The organism is Rossellomorea aquimaris, from assembly GCF_001877785.1.
Classification (GTDB): domain Bacteria; phylum Bacillota; class Bacilli; order Bacillales; family Bacillaceae_B; genus Rossellomorea; species Rossellomorea aquimaris_A.
Genome location: NZ_MINN01000128.1, coordinates 194,466 through 216,600, shown reverse-complemented (window position 1 = coordinate 216,600; position 22,135 = coordinate 194,466). Strand labels below are relative to the sequence as shown.

The 22,135-nt window shown below is 45.4% G+C and carries 19 protein-coding genes and 1 riboswitch; of the genes, 10 read left to right on the top strand and 9 right to left on the bottom strand.

Going from position 1 to position 22,135, the window contains the following annotated elements:
* The first annotated feature begins 267 nt into the window (after positions 1–267).
* The 4 genes from BHE18_RS19535 to BHE18_RS19520 all read left to right on the top strand — a co-directional run bounded on the left by BHE18_RS19535 (position 268) and on the right by BHE18_RS19520 (position 3,884).
* Positions 268–648, top strand: a complete 381-nt coding sequence (locus tag BHE18_RS19535; protein ID WP_071620171.1) for an SRPBCC family protein — start codon at positions 268–270, stop codon at positions 646–648.
* Entirely contained in the window at positions 649–972 is a 324-nt protein-coding gene (locus BHE18_RS19530) for an ArsR/SmtB family transcription factor (protein ID WP_071620170.1), read from the top strand.
* A gap of 339 nt (positions 973–1,311) precedes the next feature.
* Positions 1,312–2,268 (top strand): DUF4003 family protein, encoded by a 957-nt coding sequence (locus tag BHE18_RS19525; protein ID WP_083573900.1) that lies wholly within the window; start codon positions 1,312–1,314, stop codon positions 2,266–2,268.
* 197 nt (positions 2,269–2,465) lie between these two features.
* Positions 2,466–3,884: an NAD-dependent succinate-semialdehyde dehydrogenase gene (locus BHE18_RS19520; RefSeq protein ID WP_071620169.1), complete on the top strand. Its 1,419-nt coding sequence runs from the start codon at positions 2,466–2,468 to the stop codon at positions 3,882–3,884.
* Between the two features lie 81 nt (positions 3,885–3,965).
* On the opposite strand, the gene BHE18_RS19515 is transcribed toward BHE18_RS19520, so the two are convergent.
* Together BHE18_RS19515 and BHE18_RS19510 are read right to left on the bottom strand one after the other, a co-directional pair.
* Positions 3,966–4,223: a hypothetical protein gene (locus BHE18_RS19515; protein WP_171910755.1), complete on the bottom strand. Its 258-nt coding sequence runs from the start codon at positions 4,221–4,223 to the stop codon at positions 3,966–3,968.
* Between the two features lie 127 nt (positions 4,224–4,350).
* On the bottom strand, positions 4,351–4,710 hold the full coding sequence (locus BHE18_RS19510; protein WP_032086215.1) for a DUF805 domain-containing protein: 360 nt from the start codon (positions 4,708–4,710) through the stop codon (positions 4,351–4,353).
* Between the two features lie 270 nt (positions 4,711–4,980).
* Here BHE18_RS19510 and BHE18_RS19505 point away from each other — a divergent pair, with 270 nt between their 5' ends.
* Positions 4,981–6,399, top strand: coding sequence for an alanine/glycine:cation symporter family protein (locus BHE18_RS19505; protein ID WP_071620167.1), 1,419 nt, complete (start codon positions 4,981–4,983; stop codon positions 6,397–6,399).
* A 427-nt stretch (positions 6,400–6,826) separates the two neighbouring features.
* Positions 6,827–6,944, top strand: a riboswitch (SAM riboswitch).
* Positions 6,945–7,044: 100 nt separating this feature from the next.
* Positions 7,045–8,661 (top strand): sodium:solute symporter family protein, encoded by a 1,617-nt coding sequence (locus BHE18_RS19500; RefSeq protein WP_071620166.1) that lies wholly within the window; start codon positions 7,045–7,047, stop codon positions 8,659–8,661.
* Between the two features lie 68 nt (positions 8,662–8,729).
* Here BHE18_RS19500 and BHE18_RS19495 read toward each other — a convergent pair whose 3' ends face one another.
* The 6 genes from BHE18_RS19495 to mobA all read right to left on the bottom strand — a co-directional run bounded on the left by BHE18_RS19495 (position 8,730) and on the right by mobA (position 17,933).
* Positions 8,730–9,491: a class I SAM-dependent methyltransferase gene (locus BHE18_RS19495; RefSeq protein WP_071620165.1), complete on the bottom strand. Its 762-nt coding sequence runs from the start codon at positions 9,489–9,491 to the stop codon at positions 8,730–8,732.
* A 112-nt stretch (positions 9,492–9,603) separates the two neighbouring features.
* Complete coding sequence (locus tag BHE18_RS19490) at positions 9,604–12,684, bottom strand: GNAT family N-acetyltransferase (RefSeq protein ID WP_071620164.1); 3,081 nt, start codon at positions 12,682–12,684, stop codon at positions 9,604–9,606.
* A 252-nt stretch (positions 12,685–12,936) separates the two neighbouring features.
* Positions 12,937–14,817, bottom strand: coding sequence for a squalene--hopene cyclase (shc, locus tag BHE18_RS19485; protein ID WP_071620163.1), 1,881 nt, complete (start codon positions 14,815–14,817; stop codon positions 12,937–12,939).
* Between the two features lie 161 nt (positions 14,818–14,978).
* Complete coding sequence (locus BHE18_RS19480; protein ID WP_216095310.1) at positions 14,979–16,103, bottom strand: carbohydrate-binding protein; 1,125 nt, start codon at positions 16,101–16,103, stop codon at positions 14,979–14,981.
* A 138-nt stretch (positions 16,104–16,241) separates the two neighbouring features.
* Positions 16,242–17,249 (bottom strand): GTP 3',8-cyclase MoaA, encoded by a 1,008-nt coding sequence (gene moaA, locus BHE18_RS19475; RefSeq protein ID WP_071620162.1) that lies wholly within the window; start codon positions 17,247–17,249, stop codon positions 16,242–16,244.
* Positions 17,250–17,303: 54 nt separating this feature from the next.
* Entirely contained in the window at positions 17,304–17,933 is a 630-nt protein-coding gene (gene mobA / locus BHE18_RS19470; RefSeq protein WP_071620161.1) for a molybdenum cofactor guanylyltransferase, read from the bottom strand.
* 147 nt (positions 17,934–18,080) lie between these two features.
* Here mobA and BHE18_RS19465 point away from each other — a divergent pair, with 147 nt between their 5' ends.
* The 3 genes from BHE18_RS19465 to BHE18_RS19455 all read left to right on the top strand — a co-directional run bounded on the left by BHE18_RS19465 (position 18,081) and on the right by BHE18_RS19455 (position 21,007).
* Positions 18,081–18,797, top strand: coding sequence for a Crp/Fnr family transcriptional regulator (locus tag BHE18_RS19465; protein WP_071620160.1), 717 nt, complete (start codon positions 18,081–18,083; stop codon positions 18,795–18,797).
* Between the two features lie 133 nt (positions 18,798–18,930).
* On the top strand, positions 18,931–19,377 hold the full coding sequence (locus BHE18_RS19460) for a hypothetical protein (RefSeq protein ID WP_071620159.1): 447 nt from the start codon (positions 18,931–18,933) through the stop codon (positions 19,375–19,377).
* Between the two features lie 121 nt (positions 19,378–19,498).
* Positions 19,499–21,007: a nitrate/nitrite transporter gene (locus BHE18_RS19455; RefSeq protein WP_071620158.1), complete on the top strand. Its 1,509-nt coding sequence runs from the start codon at positions 19,499–19,501 to the stop codon at positions 21,005–21,007.
* Between the two features lie 50 nt (positions 21,008–21,057).
* Here BHE18_RS19455 and mobB read toward each other — a convergent pair whose 3' ends face one another.
* Positions 21,058–21,555: a molybdopterin-guanine dinucleotide biosynthesis protein B gene (gene mobB, locus BHE18_RS19450; RefSeq protein WP_071620157.1), complete on the bottom strand. Its 498-nt coding sequence runs from the start codon at positions 21,553–21,555 to the stop codon at positions 21,058–21,060.
* Between the two features lie 85 nt (positions 21,556–21,640).
* Here mobB and moaC point away from each other — a divergent pair, with 85 nt between their 5' ends.
* Positions 21,641–22,126, top strand: a complete 486-nt coding sequence (moaC, locus tag BHE18_RS19445; RefSeq protein WP_071620156.1) for a cyclic pyranopterin monophosphate synthase MoaC — start codon at positions 21,641–21,643, stop codon at positions 22,124–22,126.
* Positions 22,127–22,135: the final 9 nt, after the last annotated feature.

Here is a 22,135-nt window from a genome sequence, read left to right as displayed (position 1 = left end):
CTAATTCCTCAATAAGAGGAATTTCTCATCTTATTTTGGTAGTTTATATTGGGAAATCGGTCACCCGTGCTTATTTTGAGATGAAAAATGCCTGGAGCATCTGTCACCGGGCAGTCTGATTCTTGCCAAATTGCTTCTTAATTTTGGTGCGGACTGCGATTTAAATAGCAATGTTCATTCTTATTTTGCTTTTGAAAACAGAGCCCCTTAATTTGAGTGATTCCCGTTTTATTATTCGGCAGAGGACACCTCGATTCCTTTTCACCCATGACATATAACCAAAAGGTGTGGGAGGCTGTCTCAACTTCGGATGGAATTTCGGCATGGTTCATGCCGAATGACTTCGAACCCGTTGTCGGCCATGAATTCCATATTCAATCACCTTTCGGCCCCTCTCCCTGCAAAGTGCTGGAGATAGATGAACCGAACAAGCTATCCTTTACATGGGATACCGACGGCTGGACAGTGACGTTCCTGTTGAAAGAGCTGGGTGATAAGACAGAATTCACAGTCGTACATGAAGGCTGGAAGGAAGCGGATGACACGATTTCCAAAACCGGCGAGAAGGCATCCATCATTCGCGACCGCATGAACAACGGCTGGTCCGGACTTGTGAATGACCGTTTGAGGAAGGTTGTCGAGGAATAAATGGGTGCTGCTAAACATGATGTCTTTCAGGCGATTGCAGATCCGACACGGCGGGAGATGCTGCGCCTGCTGTCCGAAAAAGACCGTCCCATTTCGGACATCACTTCCCATTTTTCCATCAGCAGGACCGCTGTCACCAAGCATCTCGGGATTCTTACAGAGGCAGACCTTGTCAGCGGGAAAAAAGTAGGCCGTGAAAAAATCTACAGCCTTCATCCTCAACCGCTGGCTGAGCTCAGGGACTGGCTGTCCTACTATGAACGGTTCTGGAACAATAAACTGTCGCTGCTTAAACATCTGGTGGAAGATGGTGAGGGTGGTTAGGGTTTTAAACAAAAATGGTTCACCTTAAAGAAGACCCGAACTAATTTGAATTTCTCAATTTAGTTCGGTTTTTTTCAGTTTATCAAAAAGTGCATTTAGTGTTAGTTTGTCCCAGCGGTTGATTGGAGTGCAAGACGAAGACTCCTGCGGGATAAGTAGCTTATGTGAGACCCCGCAGGAGCGAACGCGACGAGGAGGCTCACGGGCTACCCGCGGAAAGCGAAGTCTTGCACGGAAATCATTAGCGGCGGACTAAAGGTGTTATTTCCGGATAACGAAACTTTTCCAGTTTTCATCCGTATATAGTTTAAACAACTATTCATAAAGGACGTGCTACGGTTGAACAAAATCCAAATGTATAAAGACGTATATGCAGATGCAAAAAAGAAACTCAGCTGGAAGGTCACTGACCAGCGTTCCGTCATGTTGATCGCTTCCCTTTATGTGACGGAGAATCATGAATTCGACGGAGACCGGCTTGAAAAAATGGCAGACTTTATCAAAAAGGAAGTAGGGTTCTTCACTACACTTCAATCCCATCAGCGCTATCTGTTCGCAGCCATGCTCATCACCCGCTTTCAAGAACCTGAAACAGCTTTCCAATCGTTCATCACCACATATAAAAAACTGGTGGATGAAGGATTCTCGATGGGAGCGTATACCTATATTTCTGCTATGGTATTGATCAGCGCTGACGGCACGGATGAAGAGATATCATCCCGGGCAATGGAAGTTTATAAGAAAATGAGAAAGAAGCATTTCTTCCTCACCGGCCAAAGCGACTATCCCCTTGCGATGCTGCTTGCCCGAAGAACACAGGATACGGACCTCCTGATCGACCATATTGAATATTTCTACGATAAGTTGAACCTGTCCGGATTCCATAAAGGCAATGATCTGCAGACGATGAGCCACATCCTTTCGCTTGTCGAAGGCGCAGATCCGGATGAACTGGTGACTCGCTGCACGGAAATCTTCGACTTTTTAAAACAAGAAGGCATACGACCGAAATCCATGTTCTATCCACAGATCGCCATGCTTGCCTTTTTGACAAACGGCAAGGATCAAATCAGTGAAGTAAAGGAAATCAGGGAATCATTGAACGATGTAATCCGCTGGCAAAAGGACATGAATTTCATGATGGCGGTCAATCTGCACCTCAGCAATCAGATTGAAAAGCCATCCCTCCTGCAAATGAACCTGTCCACCACCATCGAGGCGCTGTTGCAGGCACAGCAATCCGCAACGATAGCAGCCATCGGCGGTGCGACCGCAGCAACTCATAACGGGAATTGATTGCACACACCCCTCTCCGGATTAAAGTGTAGAAAGCAAAAAAACAGGGTATATATGACAGAGTGATGCCGTACATATATAGGTGGTATCATTCTTTTTTTTAGCCTTCACAGAAGACAAAACGGCTGGAACTGGTAAAATGATGGTATGTACTTAGAAGAAGCGCCAAATACAAACAAATGTAAAGGAGGACAAACATGCAACACTTCAATATGATCATAAACGGTGAAGAAATCGGGAACGATCTGCCTAAGGTGGAGGTGACCAATCCTGCTACTTCAGAGGTTGTGGCGACCATCCCCCGCGGCGGAAAAGATGAAGCTGTGCGTGCGGTCGACGCAGCAGATACAGCATTCCGTGACTGGTCCCGGAAATCCGTCTACGAGAGAAGCGAACTCATCAGAAAATGGTACGACCTGATCAATGAACATAAAGAAGACCTGGCTGAAACCATGACAAGGGAACAAGGCAAGCCAATAAAAGAAGCACAGGGTGAAATCCAGTATGCCAACGGCTTCATTTCGTGGTACGCGGAAGAAGGAAAACGGATTTATGGCGAACAAATCCCGGCAACCCAGACCAACAAGAGACTATTTGTTTCCAAGCAGCCTGTCGGTGTCGTGGCGGTCATCACTCCTTGGAACTTCCCAGCTGCGATGATCACGAGAAAAGTGGCTCCGGCACTTGCGACCGGCTGTACCGTCGTCATCAAGCCGGCCAACCTGACACCGTTGACCGCTTTGAAAATGGCTGCACTTGCCGAACAGGCAGGTATCCCGAAAGGAGTCATCAACGTAGTCACCGGTGATTCGAAAGCGATCGGTGAAGCATGGCTTGAGGACATGCGCGTGCGCAAGCTCACATTTACCGGATCGACCGAAGTAGGCAGACAGCTCATGAAAGGCTCTGCTGATACGATCAAGAAAGTGTCACTTGAACTTGGCGGCCATGCCCCATCCATCGTGATGGACGACTGTGATATTGATAAAGCAGTCGAAGGCGTCGTCGCATCCAAATTCCGTAACGCCGGCCAGACATGTGTGTGCTCAAACCGTGTATATGTGCATGAGGATATTGCTGAAGAATTCACTCAGCGACTGGTGAAAAAAGTAAAAGAACTGAAAGTCGGAAACGGCCTTGAAGAAGGCGTCGACATCGGGCCGCTCATCGATGAAGATGCTGTGGAAAAAGTCCAGAAGCATATCGAGGATGCCGTCAGCAAAGGGGCAAAAGTTGTCACCGGAGGAAAGGCAGGCAAAGGACTTTTCTACGAGCCCACCGTCCTCACCAATGTAAGTGAAGACATGCTGTGCATGACGGACGAAACATTCGGGCCTCTTGCTCCGATCTCGACGTTCAAATCTCAGGAAGAAGCAATCGAACGCGCCAATGATTCCATATACGGGCTTGCCGCTTACGTGTTCACGGAAAACATCACAAGAGGCATCCAAATCTGCGAGCAGCTTGAATATGGAATCGTCGGTCTGAATGACGGCCTCCCTTCCACGCCTCAGGCTCCGTTCGGCGGATTCAAGCAGAGCGGTCTCGGCCGTGAAGGCGGACATCAGGGAATTGAGGAATTCCTGGAGGTTAAATATATTTCTGTTGGATTGTAAGAATTCCAAAACCCCTGACACACAAAAAATCGTGTGTCAGGGGTCTTTTATTTTCCTTCAATTTATACAGTCTAAAGGAGATTACTTATTCTTTTCCTCATCTAAATCAAGCCAGGTCAACACCTCTTTCAGTATCGTATTGACCTTTTTACTCACATATTCTTCTCCGTAAATACGTTTCGCTTTCTCTAGGTCTTCAAGGACCCCGTCCTCCAAATCGATAAACGGAGTGTCCTCTTCCATATCATTATACAATTCGATCATTGCTTCGAGTCCCTCTTGCATCTTATCGATCGCATCACTGTACTTCTCGATTTCTTCGCTTTTCCCTCGCATCATATCACCCATTTCTAGTATGCGTGGGAATTGCTGGCATTATTCTTTTTCCAGCCAAAAGTCCATTCCGTGATGCACTGAATCAAAACACCCGGCTCCCTTTTTAAAGGATGCCGGGTGTTGACGTTTTCTATAGATAGCCTCCGCCAAATTTAGGATTCTGCCCCCATTTATTGGACCTGCTCTCGCCTTCCAGGCACATGAATACAAGGATCACGATCCATCCAACGACCGGGATCAGGGAGATGAGGATCCACCAGCCGCTTCTTCCCGTGTCATGGAGCCTGCGAATGGTCACTGCAAGAGACGGCAAAAAGATAAATAATGAGTACAATCCGTTCAACCACCCGTCTATGCCGGCTGCCATTTGAATGACAAATATCCCCATGCTTATTAAGAAGTTGACCAGATAAAACATCCAATATTCTTTCCGTCTTGCTCGATCCCCAAAGTTTACATAGTTCTTTATTACTTTTAAATACCAGCTCATTCAAATACTCCTTTATACTGCAATTCTACTATGCTAGTATAACATATCATTGTCGAAGTTTGTCGGGATAAGGATGATCGAATCTTGTCTATCCCTCTATATATAAGGTCCCTTTCTTCTCTTCAACCTTAACCGGCACTCGTTTTTATGATAGTTCATAAAACTCATTCTATGGCAAACTTTCACATATTACTGGACAGGCATGGGGTGGTAATATATATAATAGAAAAGGATTCAACCAGAAAACGCTTACATCATGAGGGGGATTTTATGTTAGATGTGCTAAACAAGATCAATGCTTTTCTATGGGGTACACCAAGTTTAGTGCTGTTGTTTGGAACAGGCTTATTTTTGACCATCATGCTTAAAGGATTGCAATTTAAAAAACTATTTTATGCTTTTAAGCTTGCGTTCACGAAGGAATCAAATACGGATTCTTCTGATTCTGAAGGCGATATCAGCAACTTTAAAACATTGATGACCGCTCTTTCGGCAACAATCGGCAACGGGAATATCGCCGGTGTTGCGACCGCACTGACAATCGGCGGACCGGGAGCGATCTTCTGGATGTGGATCGTCGGCCTCCTCGGCATGGCGACTAAATATGCCGAGGCGCTCCTGGCGATGAAATACCGTGTGAAGAATAAAAACGGTGAGTACTCGGGCGGTCCGATGTATTACGTTGAAAAAGGACTCGGCAGCAAGTGGAAATGGCTGGCCGTCGCTTTTGCATTATTCGGTGCTTTCGCTGCACTCGGCATCGGAAACAGTGTTCAGTCCAACACGATCGCTGACGTCATGACGACCAGTTTTTCCATCAATAACTGGATGACAGGGATCGTCCTTGCCGTACTGACTGCGTTGATCATTTTCGGCGGAATTCAACGGATCAGTACAGTCGCTTCATTCTTTGTGCCGATCATGGCATTTCTGTATATCGGCGGTTCACTTTTGATCATTGGCCTGAATTACGACATGATCATTCCAGCTTTTAAATTGATTTTCCATTATGCTTTCAATCCGGTTTCGGCTGCAGGTGGATTCGCGGGGATCGTCATAAGCGAAGCAATCCGAAGCGGTGTTTCACGCGGGATCTTTTCTAACGAAGCAGGTCTCGGTACGGCTGCACTGATTGCCGGGAATGCAAAGACCGATCATCCTGTAAAACAAGCTTTGGTTGCAATGACAGGGACCTTCATCGTGACATTAATCGTATGTACAATGACTGGACTTGTATTGATCATCACAGGTTTCTGGGATCCGTCAGGAGGAGCCATTTCAGGCATCCAGCATTCTGCCAACCTTGACGGCGGTGCCTTGACGAGTGCCGCATTCGGACATGCTCTCGGGGTTGCAGGAGAATACATCGTTGCATTCTCGGTCATTTTCTTTGGCTTCTCAACCATAGTAGGCTGGTATATGTACGGGGAAAAATGCTTCGAGTACCTGACAGGCTACCGCTATATTGTTTCCTACCGCTTGATTTATGTCGCTGCGACCGGTATGGGTGCAGTGGCGAACCTTGAATTGGTCTGGGCGTTTGCGGACATGTCGAATGCGTTGATGATGATCCCGAACCTGATTGCCCTGCTGCTTCTTTATAAGGTGATTGTGAAAGAGACGAACCATTATTTTAACGACTATCTGCCTTTGCAGATGAAGGCTTATTCTAAGAGGAAAGCGAGTTAAGAGAAGAGAAAGGAACAAGGTATTTTAGCCTTAATAAAACCCGAACTCTAGTTTCAATTTAGTTCGGGTTTTTTATATTCTGGTAGAATGATGCATTAAGTTTCAGCGTTTTCCAGCGTTTGATTGGAGTGCAAGACGTAGACTCCTGCGGGAGAAGTGGCCAATGCGAGACCACGGAGGCGAAGCCGAGGAGGCTCACGGGTCACCCGCGGAAAGCGAAGTCTTGCACGGAAATCAATAGCGGTGATTAAGCCTGCACTAATGTGCTTTAGCCAGTATTTTTTATTTTATTTTGAGCTCTTCTAGTACCTGCTTTCTCGGAATTATTTTGGACATTGCATCATTTAGTCCTTTTTTCTCAATTTTTAAAATCATTTGACGACATCACATTAATGCGTTACAGTAATTGATAACTTAAAATGAACAATCCTTATCAAGAGCCAGGGGAGGAAATTGGTCCTGTGATCCTGCGGCAACCTGTTATTTTCTTAATTGAAGATAATAAGGTGCTAATTCCAACAGACGTATAGTCTGGAAGATGAGGGAGAGATGATGCCTCTTCCTCTGGGAGAGGTTTTTCTTTTGATTCCTCTTTTATTCCTGACTAAACAGATCGTTATAAGAATATAAAAGGGGATGTTAAAGATGACTGAAGTTGGTTATTGGTTTATCGGATTTGCACTTTTTTACACCGTTTTTCTTATTTTCGTAAGTCAGTTCTCAAGAAAGAAGGCTGCCGACGGGAATGGTTTCTTTGTTGGCGGCCGGGGCTTCAATTCCTTTTTTGTAGCAGTATGCATAACCGGATTATTCTCAGGCTCTTCCTATATCGCAATACTCGAACTGAGCTATTTGACCGGTATATCAGCAATTTGGTACGGAGTGGCCGAGACCATTCACGTGCTGATCATTGCTCTTGTCTTGATTACCCCATTTAGAAAAAAAGCCCTGGTGACGATTTCAGGACTGCTCGGAGACCGGTACGGTGAAAAGGTCAGAGGAATTGCAGGTGCGATTACCGCGTTTACCTTCCCGATGTGGTCGGTGGCAACCGCACTTGCTTTTGCATCTGCATTGTCAGTATTCACCGGAGTCTCATTGATTTGGTCCGTTACTATTACAGCCGTCCTTCTCCTCGCTTATCTTCAGTTTGGCGGGATGTGGTCAATCGGATTCACACAATTGAGTAATGTGGTCGTATTTTTTATCATGCTGGGAATTGGAACATATGCATTCTTCATCAACCCCGGCGTGGAAGGAATTGCATCACTATTTAATGAAAAACCGCAGTTTGCTTCATGGAATGGGGCCGGAATACAAACGATACTTGCCTGGTTCGGAACCTTTTTGTTCAATGTGATCCTGGCTCAGGCAGCCTTTCAGATGGCATTATCATGCAAAACTCCTGAAGAGGGCCGGAAAGGATTATTATATGGTGCTGTATTGGGTATCCCGCTCATACTCGGAGCTGTGTTATTCAGACTTGCTGCTCAGCAGGTGGTTCCGGGTCAATCCCAGGGATTGGTCGCGATCCCGCTTTATTTGATGGAGACTCTGCCTGCTCCACTTGTCGGATTATTCTTCCTTGGATTCTGGGCTGCTGCCCTAAGCTGGGGGGCCCCTTGTCAATTCTCTGGCGCCACAAGCCTTGGGAGAGATACCGGGAAAGCCATTAACCCAAAAGCGACAGAACTTCAGCTTGTCCGTTATACGAAGTGGTCACTTGTGTTATTGACTGTATTAATGATCAGCTTTGCTTTAATTCGATCTGAACAGTCCGCCTGGTGGAATGTTCTGGCGTGGGTTACCCGGAACTCGGCAACCTTCGCCCCGGTTGTAGCTGCTTTATTCTGGCCGGCCGTCACAAAACGGGCTGCCCTCATTTCCCTTTTCACAGGTTCTTCATCGGGATTGCTCTGGTATCACCTGGGAGGATGGGCAATTAATGATTTCTATCAGAACATCCACCCCGTGTGGATCGGGATGATCGTGAATATCCTGACAATCGTTTCAATTAGCCTTATTGAAAATGCCGGCAAACTGGAATGGAAGAGTTCCATCAACAGCATTGGCACATATTCAGCAGCAATATCCCTTTTGCTTACTGTCACAGCGGCATTTGCGTTCAACTTCCTTTACAAAACAGGGCTGCTCGGCATTGTGCTGACACTGATTGTACTCGGACTATTCACAACATGTATCAATTTCATCAAGAAAAAAGAAACATCAGAGGCCAAAAACGCACTCTTGAGAACAAGCTGAATTACAGCAAGAAAGCCTGCTCCAAAGAATATAGGAGCAGGCTTTCATTTGGGATATAATAATTCCCTTTATTTTTCTGCAATATAAATGATTTTCTGATTCCCACTTGCCGGCTCCTTGCCTTCCTCGAAATCCGCGCATATTTCCACATGAGAAAAACCAATTTCCTTCAAAATCAGCCTGAGCTCCTCTACTCCATACCATCGCAAGGCAAAGCGCTGGAGTTCTGTATCTATTAGGCTCCCGTTTCTCCATTTTTCATATTTCAAGTGGGTCACTTTAAGCTGATGAAAGAAATCCACTTCGACGAGCTTGCTTTCCATCGTTATCGTGTCCCCGCCTGGAAGCTGGAAAACAGAGGTGTGCACCTTCCCGATATCAAAAGTTGCGTCAGGCAGGAAAACATCCATGATGAGTCTTCCACCCGGTTCTAAATGGGCATACAGCTTCTTTAACACTTCCATCGATTCATTCCGGTCATCAATCAGTAAGAAGGAACCTCCAGGAATGATGATGGCTTCGTACTGATGAGGGAGATCAAGATTCTGCAGGCTTGATTCGTAAAGCTCCGCGTTGAGACCCCTTTCGGCCAACCGTTTTTTGCAAGATGCAAGCATTTCAGACGAATCATCCACTCCATCTGCCACTATGCCGCTTTCCACGAGCGGGATGATGACCCTTCCTGAGCCGACCATTGCCTCGAGGATCCTCCCTTTGCATCCTTTCAATTTCCCCTGATAAAACTCGATATCGCCGCCGAATGATTGTCCGACATCCTTCGTAAGATCATAGACTTCGGTGCATAATTTTCCGTAGTGACTATATGACATTTTCGTACATCCTCCATTTACCACAGCCCGCCTGAATGCAGTCCGTGTCCCTTATCTCAAACATGATTAAAAAAGAATGCCCTCCCCGGATGTCCGGTTCGGGCATTCTCCGTTAGTTGAACGTTATTTTCCTCAATTGTTTATAAGATCCGGACAGATCTTCTTCACCAATAACCATGACGGTCGGTTTGACTTTAACGGATTCACCGGATGCAGCTGTCCACTCCTCAGAAGAGGCCGCTACCAGAACTTCCTGATTTATATAGACTTCGGTCATTTTTACCGAATCAGGGTGGATGAGCATCGCCTGCTCTTTCCGTTCATCAGAACCGGCGTGAATGAATGGACTGTCCCCGATCACAAATTCCTCGATACCTGCATAATACGTATCGAATTTGCCGTCGGACGGCAGCTTCACAAAACTCGAGGTCAATGTTTCACCCGGCTTGAAAAACGCCTCGAGATCCACTGACTCCCCTTTAAAGGTACGGCCGGATTCCTGTTCGATTTCACAATAGAAGGCAAGTACCGGAACTTCGGGAAGTGTCAGGGCATATTGACGGAGCGTGATCCCCTTCATCGTCTCATGCTCTTTTAAGACAGTGGTCACTTCGAGCCCTCTCCATGAATTTCCGTTAGAATCCCGTTTCATGACAGGATTCACGCTTGTCGGCTCCTTCAGCATCGAATACGGGCTTACATTCATAAATGTATAGCGAATCCCTCCTCCCCAAGGATTCCACCAGGCTTTCGGTCCCGGTTCAGGGTATTGATGATGAAGGAATTCTTTATTCTTATACATCAATGAATAGATTCCAGGATAATAGCCTTCCGCGGCTTTGAAGGAAAGTACTCCATTATCGACCGTCCAGCCGTCAGCTTTCTCGACTATTTCCATTTCCTTCTCTCCTGTTACCAGCGCAATGGTTTCAAATGCAGCCCGCTGGCCCTGAGATTGGAATTTGCCTTTTATACGCTTGAGCCCCGCTTCTCTGTGATGCAGCTCCACATTCACATCTGTTGCTTCATCCTTTTTCGTTACGGTTTTATCAATGCTTCCTTCTTCATTCTCAAGCTCCAGCGTCCCATCGAGATAAGGCGTGAGCATGGACCGGAATGAGTAGACTGCGTGATCATCCTCAGCAGAAACGAGGTTTCCATCACATGATTCAAAAGTATAAAGCGGCCATTCTTCGAGGCGTTTCACATCATCACCGAGTACGAATGACCTCCAATCCCTCCAGGAAGGTGCTGAATTGATCCCGACTTGAATCGGACCGAGACATACTTCTCCCTGAGACAGGACAGGATCTATCTTATACTCGATCGCAAAATGCCAGTCATTCTTTCTGCCAAGTGCCCCATCCGGCCAGGCAAGTCCTTTCGTTTCCCCATTCGCCCCAGAGGTGAACAGCCAGCGTTCCGAGATTTCATTGTCACGGATATAATCCATGAACGGCATTATGGCTTCGTCGCCGATAACCACGCCTTCCTTTTGAGGCAGCGCCATCCCCTTGAACTCGATTGGCAGGGGCTGAATGAGATAGAGCTGTTCTTTCGTTTCTTCCGACTTGTTCACGACTTCATGCTTGATATCCACAATCCCGGAGCCGTACAAATTTAAATAAGTATTCAGGACAACAGATGGAAATGCCTCTGATTCCAGGGTCGTCTTTACAACAAATGCCTCAGGGGTTTCAATATACTCAACTGAAGAAGCTTCTTTTTTTGAAAATTCTTCGCTGAACGGTTTACCGAGCCTTGGAGTGAACAAGGTCAGCGGATTCTGTTTTGAAAGGACGGAACCGATCTTGATGAAATGATTCCTCTTTTCGATTTCTACAAAGTAAGGACCGTTAAATGCCTTCCAGTGATTTTCGGATTCTCCGCCGAACCGGGCTCCAAGACCGGGGAATTCGAGAGCCAGCCTTGAATTGAATTCAAAGGATTCCCCGTCTTTTTTTACGACTTCGACTTTGACTTCTTCCGAATAGAAACCGTTCTTAAGCAGTTCCGCATGAAGCGGCACCGAAACCCTGCTTTTCCCTTTTATTTCAGCTTTGATTTGCGGCTGTGACCATCTCACAACTTGGCTGTGCGGAAGTTTGATTGTCCAATCGGCATCGTCCTCAAGCTGACTTTCAATATCCAGATGAAGAACGGCTTTCCGGTTCGGGCGCCAATGTCTATACAACGTCCGTAAATGAAGTTTGCCTGCCTGTTTCGGGTACACCCCCATTTTTAACTGGAATAATTTTCCGTCAACCTCGATATTTGCAGACACCACCGGATGTGTTTTCCACGGACTCGGCTCCCGGTCTGGAAGAGACAGAACCGCCGGGTACTCTCCCGTCCATTCGCCTTCCACCGTTTCTTTTCCTATGAAACTATGATTCACGATTTCCGTGGACATCCCCCATAAGGATACATCAACAGGTGTACCCGTTTTATTGACGACATGGTAGGAAACCCTATGTTCTTTCTCCTCCAATAGCTTGAAATCCGGAAGCTTCATTTCCACCAGGAGATCCTGCGTTTCAATCAGGCGGATCGTGCGTCCCGTCCGTTCAAATTGGACACGGACAAACTCATCTCCCGCTTCCCATTTGTACTCATAATAAGTATGGTCTTTATCCTTGATCCCGTCAGGCTTCACCTCGATGATGCGCTGACTCGCAGAATACCAGTCATGTTTATCAAAGAACGGCTTCAGCCAGTCGATCTGCAGTACCGAAGGAATGAAATTCATCAAGTGGGTCGTGTCATCACGGTCTTCCCAGAAGAAACCGCATTTCTTGTACAGCGGGACAGCCTTCGTGTTCCCGGGCCACGTAAATAAATCAAGCCGGGGCCACTTCATCTCGATCGTTTTTTCGAGGGCCTTCAGCACGAGCTGCTTTCCGATCTTCAATCCATGATAGTCAGGATGGACATTCAAGAGGGGAATGTAAAGCGCCCCTTCGTCTTCACGGTATTGAGACAATCCGCAATACCCGACCACCTCGTCCCCCACCATGGCCAGATACAAGTGCAGATTGGAAGAGTTGGCTTCCTTTTCAATCACATCCTGCTCCGTTGTTACAGTGGAATCACCGCCCCAGTTTTCGCGGCTTTCGTTCCACATCTTTGCAATTCCCTTCGCAAGACCTTCATGGTATTCTACGATTCTTACTTTCTTAAGCGTTGACTTCATAATGTCCTCCTGTGCTACGTTTTAATGTGTCGAACCTCACGCTTTTTTCCGCTATCCTCTGCTCCGTTAAAAATAATCATCATCTTTGATCTCCTCCTTTTATTATTTGGAAAAAATTACTTCCCACTCACAGTTTAAAATGATATGCCCGATAAGTAAAGAATATTCTAACTCTTTGACGCAGTGCTGAGACGAGGGACGGGAGTTTAGCACAATGCAGTATTTTGACTGCTGAGGGAAAGTGGTATCCTTTCATCCATACTTATTAAGATAATGGCTCAATGTAAGGAGAGGCCAGATCCACTGGTAACTGTGATAGTGAACGTAGAATATACCCTTTAAGCCCGCTCCAGTCGGATAGGTGTGTGCCGGGGAAGATCCTTCGCTGTTGAGGAGTTCCAGGAGTCTCCCCATCCCCTTTTCAATGGCAGGGGTAGGTTGTTCTGATATACTGATGAGTGCATCGAGTGCCCAAGACGTCTGAGAAACGGTACTGAATGAGAGAGGGACATACTTCCCCCTTTGATCGCTGTAGCATGATTCTCCCCAGCCGCCGTCGCTTCTTTGGATTTTTCCAAGCCACTTTTCAGCCTTCCCGATCCTTTTGTTCGAAGAAGGCACCCCGACAGCCCTCATCCCGGTGACAGCGGCCCATGTCCCATAAATGAAATGAATTCCCCACCTGCCTGCCCAGGAACCATTTTCTTCCTGGATCAATGTCAACCATGTAATCCCTCTTTTCACAGCGGGATGATCCTTTGTCAATCCGCCCCTGCTCCCGAGGAATTCAAGGGTCCTTCCTGTCAGGTCTGCTGTAGATGGGTCGATCGCCGCGGCTTCTGCCCCGTCAAGCGGGAATGAAGCGAGAATCCCTTTGGTCTTATTCTTCTCAAAAGCAGGCCATCCGCCGTCTCGGTTCTGCATTCCAATTACCCAGTCGACGCCCCTCTCCCAAGCGTGCCGAATCTCCGGTTTGGCCCCTGCTGAATACGTGATGGCGCGGAGGGCGGCAGTCGCATCATCAACATCCGGATGAATCGAATTGCTATCAGAAAATCCCCATCCGCCCGGCGATACGTCCGGTATATCGATGGCCCAATCCCCGAACGTATAGTGCTGATGCTTTAACAGGTAGTCGACGGATTTCCCGATTGCTTCATCTTCAAAGGATAGACCGGATTCCTGCAGCGCATAGCTGATGAGAGCAGTGTCCCATACACGGGATGGGGAATTTTGGACATGGGGACCGTTATCGGTCGGGCAGATCATCTGCTTCATTCCGCCCAATGCATTTTTTATGATGGCCGAATCACTCCGGTAACCAATCGATTTCAACGCAAATATCATAAAAAAGGTCGTGCTGAAATAACTCAAGTACGTCCCATCCTGTTCGATTCGTTTGAGCATATAATCCTTTGCGATTTGCCTTGCTTCAGACCGGAGTAACTCAGGGAAACCTGCAAGCTTCTTTATGCCCTCCTTCAGTTTTTCAAAAAGGAAAAAACGGTCTTCATCAACATCATGCACGCTGTCGGATCGCCCTTGAAGGAACAGATGTCTGATATTCGGGGTCCGGGCACTCTGCAAATGATAGCGGGCATCCCTTACCAGCAGAAACGGAACGATATGGGCCCTTGCATAAGAGCTGAAATCCCAGAAACTGATTGGGAACGTCCGGGGAATGAGGAGCATTTCAATCGGAACAGGCATTAGATGCCGCCATTCATATTGTCCGTGAACGGCAAGCATCAGCTTTGTCAGTGTATGAGCCTTTTCCAGGCCGCCCATTTGTTTAATGAACCGTTCCGCTTTTACCAGACGAGGATCTTTTTCATGGAGCAGCCCGCTGAACCGCAAAGCGAAATATGCATCGATCGTCGCCGATAAATTCCCTTCCGCTTCATCCCCGAACACCTTCCATGTTCCCTCTTTTGTCTGCATGTTCAATAGCCGTTTTACAAGCTGCGATACTAGCGCATCTTCTTTGAAATATAATGATCTGAGCAGGATGATCATATAGGCATCCGTCATGGGGCTGTTTTCAAAACAGAATGACCAGGTCCCGTCAGGATTTTGTCTTTCACGGAGCTCTTCCGCCATCTTGGCGGCTGTTTCTTTGATTTCTCCTTTCATATCTAAGCCACCCGCTTTCTCTGTTGTGGATATCTTTGCTATGTATATGTGTTTGGGGTGATGGTTAGTCGTTGAAGGCTGTCCATTTTCCACGCAATAAAAGAAGGAACCGCCCCTTATAATGTTAGGTGGTCCCTTCTTGAATGCCGTTCAGTGCATTATCACGAATACCACTTGTGCCACATATGTTCGTTTCTTCCCCTGACGAAGGTGTCGATGCGTCTTTGCCCCCACGAGACAGCTCCTGGTGAGGAACGCACTCCTCCCCTCGGTGCTCCGAGGTCTTCCCAATTGCTCCATCTGGAACCATTCCACCATTTATGCCACATCGTGTTGTTATCTCCGCGGACAAATGTATCAATGCGGTTCGATGCCCAGGATGACGCTGCCGGGGCCCCCTCGAAACCGCCGCGCGGCGAGCCGAGATCCTCCCAATTACTCCATCTTGAGCCATCCCACCATTTATGCCACATCCGGTCGTTATTTCCTCTCACAAAACAATCGATGCGGTTCGGCCCCCATGATACCGCTCCTGGCGAATCCCTGAGTCCGCCGCGTGGTGCACCGAGGTTTTCCCATCCGCTCCAGCGCGAGCCGTCCCACCATTTATGCCACATATTGCTGTCGTCTCCCTCTACGAATACGTCCAGCCGGTTTGCGGACCATGAAGAAACTGTCGGATCGCCTTTGAATCCACGAGGAGGTCCGCCAAGGTCTTCCCATTCACTCCAGCGCGAACCGTTCCACCATTTATGCCATAAGGTGTCCCGGTCGCCCCTTACGAAGGTATCGATCCGATTCGGTCCCCATGATACGGCCGCAGGTGAACTTTTCAATCCCCTTCTAGGGGCACCGAGATCTTCCCAGTTGCTCCAGCGCGAGCCGTTCCACCATTTGTGCCACATCCGGTCGTTTTCCCCGCGGACAAAGGTATCGATCCTGTTTGACTGCCATGAAGCAACCGCTGGGGACCCTTTCATTCCCCTCGGAGGCGCACCGAGGTCTTCCCATTGCTTCCAGCTTGCCCGGAACTCATCATAGTTTTCGCCCTCGTACTCATATCCGTAATCGTACGGATATGGGACAGGCTGATACTGGGGGAGATAATAAACCGGATCGTTCTGGTAAAACGTTCTCTGTTGGTAAGGTTCAATTTGATAAGGATAATAAGAATGCGTATGCACCTGCCAGTCATACTGATTGCAGCCGTACAGGTCCGGATGACCGTTTGGAAACATTCCATTCCGGCCATTAAACTGATTTACAGGATAATGATAAGGCAGCATTGTGTACCCCTCCTTTTCAATCTGTATTTACCTTATGCGGGAAGCCCAATTTTGGAGTATGTACTATTTGAGTTAAAGTCCATAAAAAAAAGCTGGACCCAATACCAAATAGGTTCAGCATTTATTGCAATTTAGCAGCTATCCACCAATATAAGACATCTCGATTTTACGATTCTTCCGGCTTTCTTCCGTGCGGACTTCAGAATAACGGTCATCCCGCTTTTCCCAAATAGACTGGATCGCCGCGGCAAGTTCCCCATCAGACGCACCTGAACGGAGCATGTCTCTTAAGTCGAATCCTTCTGATGCAAACAGACAGGTATAGAGCTTTCCATCTGTTGATAAGCGCGCCCTCGTACATGAACCGCAGAAAGTTTCCGTGACCGAAGAGATAAACCCTATCTCTGTATCGGTTCCTTTGTGGCGATATCTCTTAGCCACTTCTCCAAAGAAGTCCTGCTTAACAGGTTCGAGCTGATATTGCTCCTGAATCATATCAAACAGCTGTTTTTTTGAGACGACGTCTTTGAAATTCCAGCCATTCGTACAGCCAACATCCATATATTCAATAAAACGCAGTGTAATGTTTTCTTCCTTGAAGAAACGAACCATCGACAATACTTCCTGATCATTCAACCCTTTCTTGACAACCATGTTCACCTTGACTTCAAGCCCCGTATCTATTGCTGAGAAGATTCCCTTCAATACAGCTGAGACACTCGTATTCATATTATTTATTTTTTTGAATACTTCATCATCAAGAGAATCAAGACTGACATTCACCCGGCATAAACCGGCTTCTTTCAGCGCTTTCGCATATTTTGCCAGGAAAACCCCATTTGTTGTTAACGTGACGTATTTAATCCCATCAATCGCCGAAAGACGTTTAACCAACACCGGAAGATCTCTTCTCAGTAATGGTTCTCCGCCGGTTAAACGAATCTTCTCCACGCCATATTCCGCAAATAATTCCGCCAAGCGGACAATTTCCTCAAAGGAAAGAATTTCATCTTGTTTCATAAAGGGATAATCAGCCCCGAAAATCTCTTTAGGCATGCAGTAACTGCATCTGAAATTACAACGATCCGTTACTGAAATCCTTAAGTCACGCAACGGTCGTCTTCGGGTATCGAGAACATTCTTCATTTTCTCGCACTCCTTACTTTTTGTACCAATTTGTGTTTATCTTATCATGAAAGATCAATGTTCATTATGATGTTTGTCACAGTCTTCATATTTAAAGATTTCCAAGTCCTGGACTGTATTCACATTTCTAAAGGATACGCTTGCATTTTCACCCATCTCTTTTTCCTCGATATAAAGAACGTCTATCTTCTCAACAAAAGATTGCATACTGTAGTTCCCTGTACGCAACTGCTCATAAATCACATCTTTGATAGAATAATGATACGCTGCAATCAAAAACTGTTTTTTCCCCTCAATGATGGGAATGATCGCTTTGAATCCCGTTCCATCAGCCTCAATGATCTGCTGAATTATGGTGGAATTGATATACGGAACATCAATCGGCAGTACAACATACCATTCAACCGGAGCCATTTCTGTCATAGCGGTATACACTCCTCCAAGCGGCCCACTTTCTTTGAATGAGGAATCATCCACAATGACAGGCATACCGGCTATAGCTTTATACTCACTCTCCAGTTCCCTGCTTGTGACCAGAACACAGTTCTCTACAGCTTTCTTCATCGCTCTTATTGACCATTCATAAAAAGGAATTCCGTTAAGTAGGGCAAATCCTTTATTAGAACCAAATCTCCTTGACTTGCCTCCTGCGAGAATCACACCCATTACGTTCTTTCGGCCCATAAAGTATAAATCTTCCTTTCCAGAATATAGTTGTAAACGTAAGCATAACATGTTACTTTAAATGCAATAGTGATAAAAGTTACATGCAGAATACATGTTATCTAGTAAATGTTATTGGTACTCAAATCTAGGAGTGGTGATATCTTAATGGAATTGAATAAAAAAAGAAAAAGCGACCTTTCCACTGTTTCTGAGGATTTGGCTTCTTTATTGCAGTCAATCGGAACTCCACGAAAAATAAAAAAAGGCACTTTCTTATTTCAAGAAGGGGAAGAAGCATCTGAATTATACCTGATTAAGTCCGGTATTTTTCAAATTAGCAAGTTGAGTCTTGAAGGCAAGGAATTGAACATGCGAATATGTAAAAAGGACGACTTTATTGGAGAATTGACGCTTTTCTCGGATGATGCCACTTACATGTTAAGTGCATATGCATTAGAAGAAGGAGAAGTACACGTAATTCAAAGAGATACGTTAGAAAAAAATCTAATAAACGATGCCCCCCTAACCTTCGAATTTATGAAGTGGATTTCATCTCACCTTAGAAAAAACCAATCAAAAATCCGGGATTTAGTCATGAACGGAAAAAAAGGCGCCCTTTATTCCACCATTATCCGTATATCAAACTCTTATGGGATTAAAAATGAAAAAGGAATTCTTCTCGATATTCATCTCACCAATCAGGAATTGGCCAAATTTTGTGCAGCGACGAGAGAAAGTGTGAACCGCATGCTGAGTGAATTAAAGAAAAAGAATATCATTGATTATACATCTGATGGCAAGATCATCATCATGGATTTAGAATATCTTAGGGAAGAAATCGGTTGTGAAAACTGTCCGATTGACATTTGCAATATAGATTAAGAGAATACGAGGCGGTCTCAACGTAAAGTTGGGGCCGCCTTTTTATATTCCAATAACTGTGAAAAGTGTCACAGTTATTTTTCAGGGATTCTTTTATAATGATGAAAATGCATTTATTAGAGGAGGAGAAAGAATGCATAAGCAGGATTATCTGCTTTACATGAAAAGTCTCAGCTTGTTTCAAGACATTGGAAATAGTCAATTGAAAAGGATCGTGGAAGCTTCAAGCATCATAAAAAAAGAAAAGGGTGACATTATCCGCTTACAGAAGGAAAACACGATGATCATCATATTATCCGGTTCCCTTCACGTTCATATTACAGAATCCCAGGATTCTCAATATAAAATGGGCTCATTAACAACAAATGATATGTTTATGCCCAGTGTCTTTCTTCATTATCATAAGCATGAGGGTTCAATTAGTCTTGAGGTGAGAGAAACCACAATATATATGGAAGTCCCACTTCCATTAATCATCAATTTATCGGACCAGCATCCATTGCTGCAAAGAAATATATTACGATCTTTTCATAAAAATTTGAAAAACTCTTATGAAGAAATTGTGAATTTAATGAGCTGAGTAATTTCTCCAGTGAAGTTTCTTTGATTCGTGTGATGAACTTCACAACCTTATAGTTATACCGTTGTTAGGATATGGATATAGATTTTCATTTTTTTAGGATTGAAAGGAGAATTATCCAATGAAGAGTACAAAAATCCAGCTGCCTCTTCAAACATCAAGTCTCATCGCCGGGTTTATGGTATGGGTGCTCATTTCTTCACTTATGCCGAATATTCGTCAGGATATTGATTTAACGAACGGAGAAGTTGCCTTAGTGACAGCGATCCCGGTCATTTTGGGAAGTGTGCTTCGTATCCCGATTGGATATTACACAAATCGTTTCGGTGCCAGATTAATCTTCACGATAAGCTTTATCGCGTTATTATTCCCTGTATTCTATATCAGTCAAGCTGACTCACTGGCGGATTTAGTCATTGGAGGTCTCTTGGTTGGGATAGGGGGAGCGACTTTTTCAATCGGTGTAACCTCTCTACCTAAATATTATCCTTCAAGCAAGCACGGCTTCATTAACGGAATATATGGCGCAGGTAATATCGGTACTGCGGTAACCGCATTTGCCGCCCCTGTCCTCGCCGGCTCATTTGGATGGGTGACAACGGTCCGCTTCTATCTTGTCTTACTGCTTGCCTTTGCCATATTAAACTTTGTGTTTGGAGACCGCAAAGAAAAGAAAGTGAATGTTTCCATCGTTAAACAGGTAAAAGAAGTATACCGGAATTCAACGTTATGGGCATTATGTCTATTTTACTTCATCACTTTTGGATCTTTTGTCGCGTTCACCATTTATTTGCCAAACTTCTTGGTGAATGAATTTAATTTAACACCGGTTGACGCTGGATTACGTACGGCAGGTTTCATCGCTTTATCAACATTTATGCGCCCGATCGGCGGATGGCTGTCTGATAAATTCAATCCCTATTTCATATTGTTGTTTGTCTTCGGAGGATTAACATTTTCAGGAGTATTATTATCTTTCTCCCCAACGATTGAGTTATATACCTCGGGTGTATTGACAGTCGCGGCCTGCGCGGGGATCGGGAACGGTACGATCTTCAAACTGGTTCCGCTCTATTTCACGAAACAGGCTGGTATCGTAAATGGTCTTGTAGCTGCTATGGGAGGACTCGGAGGCTTCTTCCCTCCACTAGTGTTAACAACCGTCTTTAGTTTAACCGGTCACTATGCCATCGGATTCATGGCTTTATCCGAATTCGCCCTTCTCAGTTTTGTCATCGTATTATGGATGACGTTCCGTGAAAAATTAAAGCTGGAAAATAAAGTACTTGAAAACACAGCCCAGGGAATGATGGTCACAAACGAAGAGGGTGTCATTGAACGGGTAAACCAGGCTTTCACTAAAGTAACCGGCTATGAAAAAGAAGAAGCCGTCGGACAAAGACCAAGCATTCTTCAATCCGGACGGCATGATCAGCATTTTTATTCAGCCCTGTGGGATGAATTAAAAGCTCAGGGATATTGGCAAGGTGAAATCTGGAATAAACGAAAAAATGGTGAAGTCTATTTAGAGTGGCTGACTATTTCAGAGGTTTGTAATGATGCCGGCAATGTAAAATATTATGTCGCTCAGTTCAGTGATATTTCTGAAAGTAAAAGAAATATCAACTAGCTTCATTGAAGCTGTTTCCTCTCAAAGGGGAACAGCTTCTCTTTACATGATCAAAGGTTGATGAACGAGTCGATCCATTGTTCGAAGGCATCCAGTCTTTCAGCAGTGAAGGCGGGAAGATGATAGTCCGGCGGCAAGGAAAGATGTGAATGTAAAAAGACCGCTTGAACGTTTTCCAGAGAGTCAAGAAGGGAAAAGTCTTTTTGATTTCCTATACAAACGATTTTGGGATAATTTTTTTCTTTGTATCCTTCAACCACCAGCACTTCTACCTTTATTAATTCATAGATTCGAAGGATATCATCGAAATCATAGTCTTCCAGCTGGAGAGATACGTTAAAAATACCGCCTCCTTCCACTCCGGCAAGAGTGGCTCCGGCTTTTAGATGACGGTCACTGTCCGTCCCAGGTACAACATCCGGTGCACCGTGGCTATGATGCTTTACCGATCCCGTCTTTATTCCTTTGCTGGCCGCATAGGTAATCACGTTCGAAGAAACAGTAGTCTTTCCGCTGTTTTTAAATCCGACGACTTGAATCACTTTCATCCGCGTCAGCTCCTTTCTAAACCATTTATGGTACGATAACGAATACATAGGATCAACTCAATATAAAATCTAAGAGGTGTCAAACATGAGTGAATTTACACATTTCAATGGGCAGGGCCGCGCCAAAATGGTGGACATCACCGCTAAAAATGAAAGCAGCCGTTATGCAAAAGCACGATCGAGCATTACAGTAACAAAAGAGATTTACGACAAAATCGTAAACGATGATTTTAAAAAAGGAGATGTACTATCAGTCGCACAGGTTGCTGGTATTATGGGAGCTAAACAGACTTCCTCCATCATTCCGATGTGCCACCCCATTCCGATCAGCGGTGTGGATATCTCCTTTGACTGGAAAGAAAAAAAAACCCACTACGAGCTGGTGATCACTACCGAAGTAAAAACGAAAGGCAGTACTGGTGTTGAAATGGAGGCATTAACGGCTGCATCCGTTACCGCCTTGACGATCTACGATATGTGTAAAGCTGTCGATAAAGGAATGGTTATCGGAGAAACCTATCTTCACGAGAAATCCGGCGGCAAAAGCGGGGACTTTTTAAGAGAGTCCTGATATGTTGAA

What these genes read in the sequence shown, in the direction of transcription:
- shc (WP_071620163.1), bottom strand. Translation starts at nt 14,817, where the DNA reads ATGAAAGGAGAAATCAAAGAAACAGCCGCCAAGATGGCGGAAGAGCTC.
- BHE18_RS19505 (WP_071620167.1), top strand. Translation starts at nt 4,981, where the DNA reads ATGTTAGATGTGCTAAACAAGATCAATGCTTTTCTATGGGGTACACCA.
- BHE18_RS19515 (WP_171910755.1), bottom strand. Translation starts at nt 4,223, where the DNA reads ATGATGCGAGGGAAAAGCGAAGAAATCGAGAAGTACAGTGATGCGATC.
- BHE18_RS19520 (WP_071620169.1), top strand. Translation starts at nt 2,466, where the DNA reads ATGCAACACTTCAATATGATCATAAACGGTGAAGAAATCGGGAACGAT.
- mobB (WP_071620157.1), bottom strand. Translation starts at nt 21,555, where the DNA reads ATGAAAGTGATTCAAGTCGTCGGATTTAAAAACAGCGGAAAGACTACT.
- BHE18_RS19495 (WP_071620165.1), bottom strand. Translation starts at nt 9,491, where the DNA reads ATGTCATATAGTCACTACGGAAAATTATGCACCGAAGTCTATGATCTT.
- BHE18_RS19465 (WP_071620160.1), top strand. Translation starts at nt 18,081, where the DNA reads ATGGAATTGAATAAAAAAAGAAAAAGCGACCTTTCCACTGTTTCTGAG.
- BHE18_RS19500 (WP_071620166.1), top strand. Translation starts at nt 7,045, where the DNA reads ATGACTGAAGTTGGTTATTGGTTTATCGGATTTGCACTTTTTTACACC.
- BHE18_RS19510 (WP_032086215.1), bottom strand. Translation starts at nt 4,710, where the DNA reads ATGAGCTGGTATTTAAAAGTAATAAAGAACTATGTAAACTTTGGGGAT.
- BHE18_RS19455 (WP_071620158.1), top strand. Translation starts at nt 19,499, where the DNA reads ATGAAGAGTACAAAAATCCAGCTGCCTCTTCAAACATCAAGTCTCATC.
- BHE18_RS19530 (WP_071620170.1), top strand. Translation starts at nt 649, where the DNA reads ATGGGTGCTGCTAAACATGATGTCTTTCAGGCGATTGCAGATCCGACA.
- moaC (WP_071620156.1), top strand. Translation starts at nt 21,641, where the DNA reads ATGAGTGAATTTACACATTTCAATGGGCAGGGCCGCGCCAAAATGGTG.
- mobA (WP_071620161.1), bottom strand. Translation starts at nt 17,933, where the DNA reads ATGGGCCGAAAGAACGTAATGGGTGTGATTCTCGCAGGAGGCAAGTCA.
- BHE18_RS19490 (WP_071620164.1), bottom strand. Translation starts at nt 12,684, where the DNA reads ATGAAGTCAACGCTTAAGAAAGTAAGAATCGTAGAATACCATGAAGGT.
- BHE18_RS19460 (WP_071620159.1), top strand. Translation starts at nt 18,931, where the DNA reads ATGCATAAGCAGGATTATCTGCTTTACATGAAAAGTCTCAGCTTGTTT.
- BHE18_RS19480 (WP_216095310.1), bottom strand. Translation starts at nt 16,103, where the DNA reads ATGCTGCCTTATCATTATCCTGTAAATCAGTTTAATGGCCGGAATGGA.
- BHE18_RS19535 (WP_071620171.1), top strand. Translation starts at nt 268, where the DNA reads ATGACATATAACCAAAAGGTGTGGGAGGCTGTCTCAACTTCGGATGGA.
- moaA (WP_071620162.1), bottom strand. Translation starts at nt 17,249, where the DNA reads ATGAAGAATGTTCTCGATACCCGAAGACGACCGTTGCGTGACTTAAGG.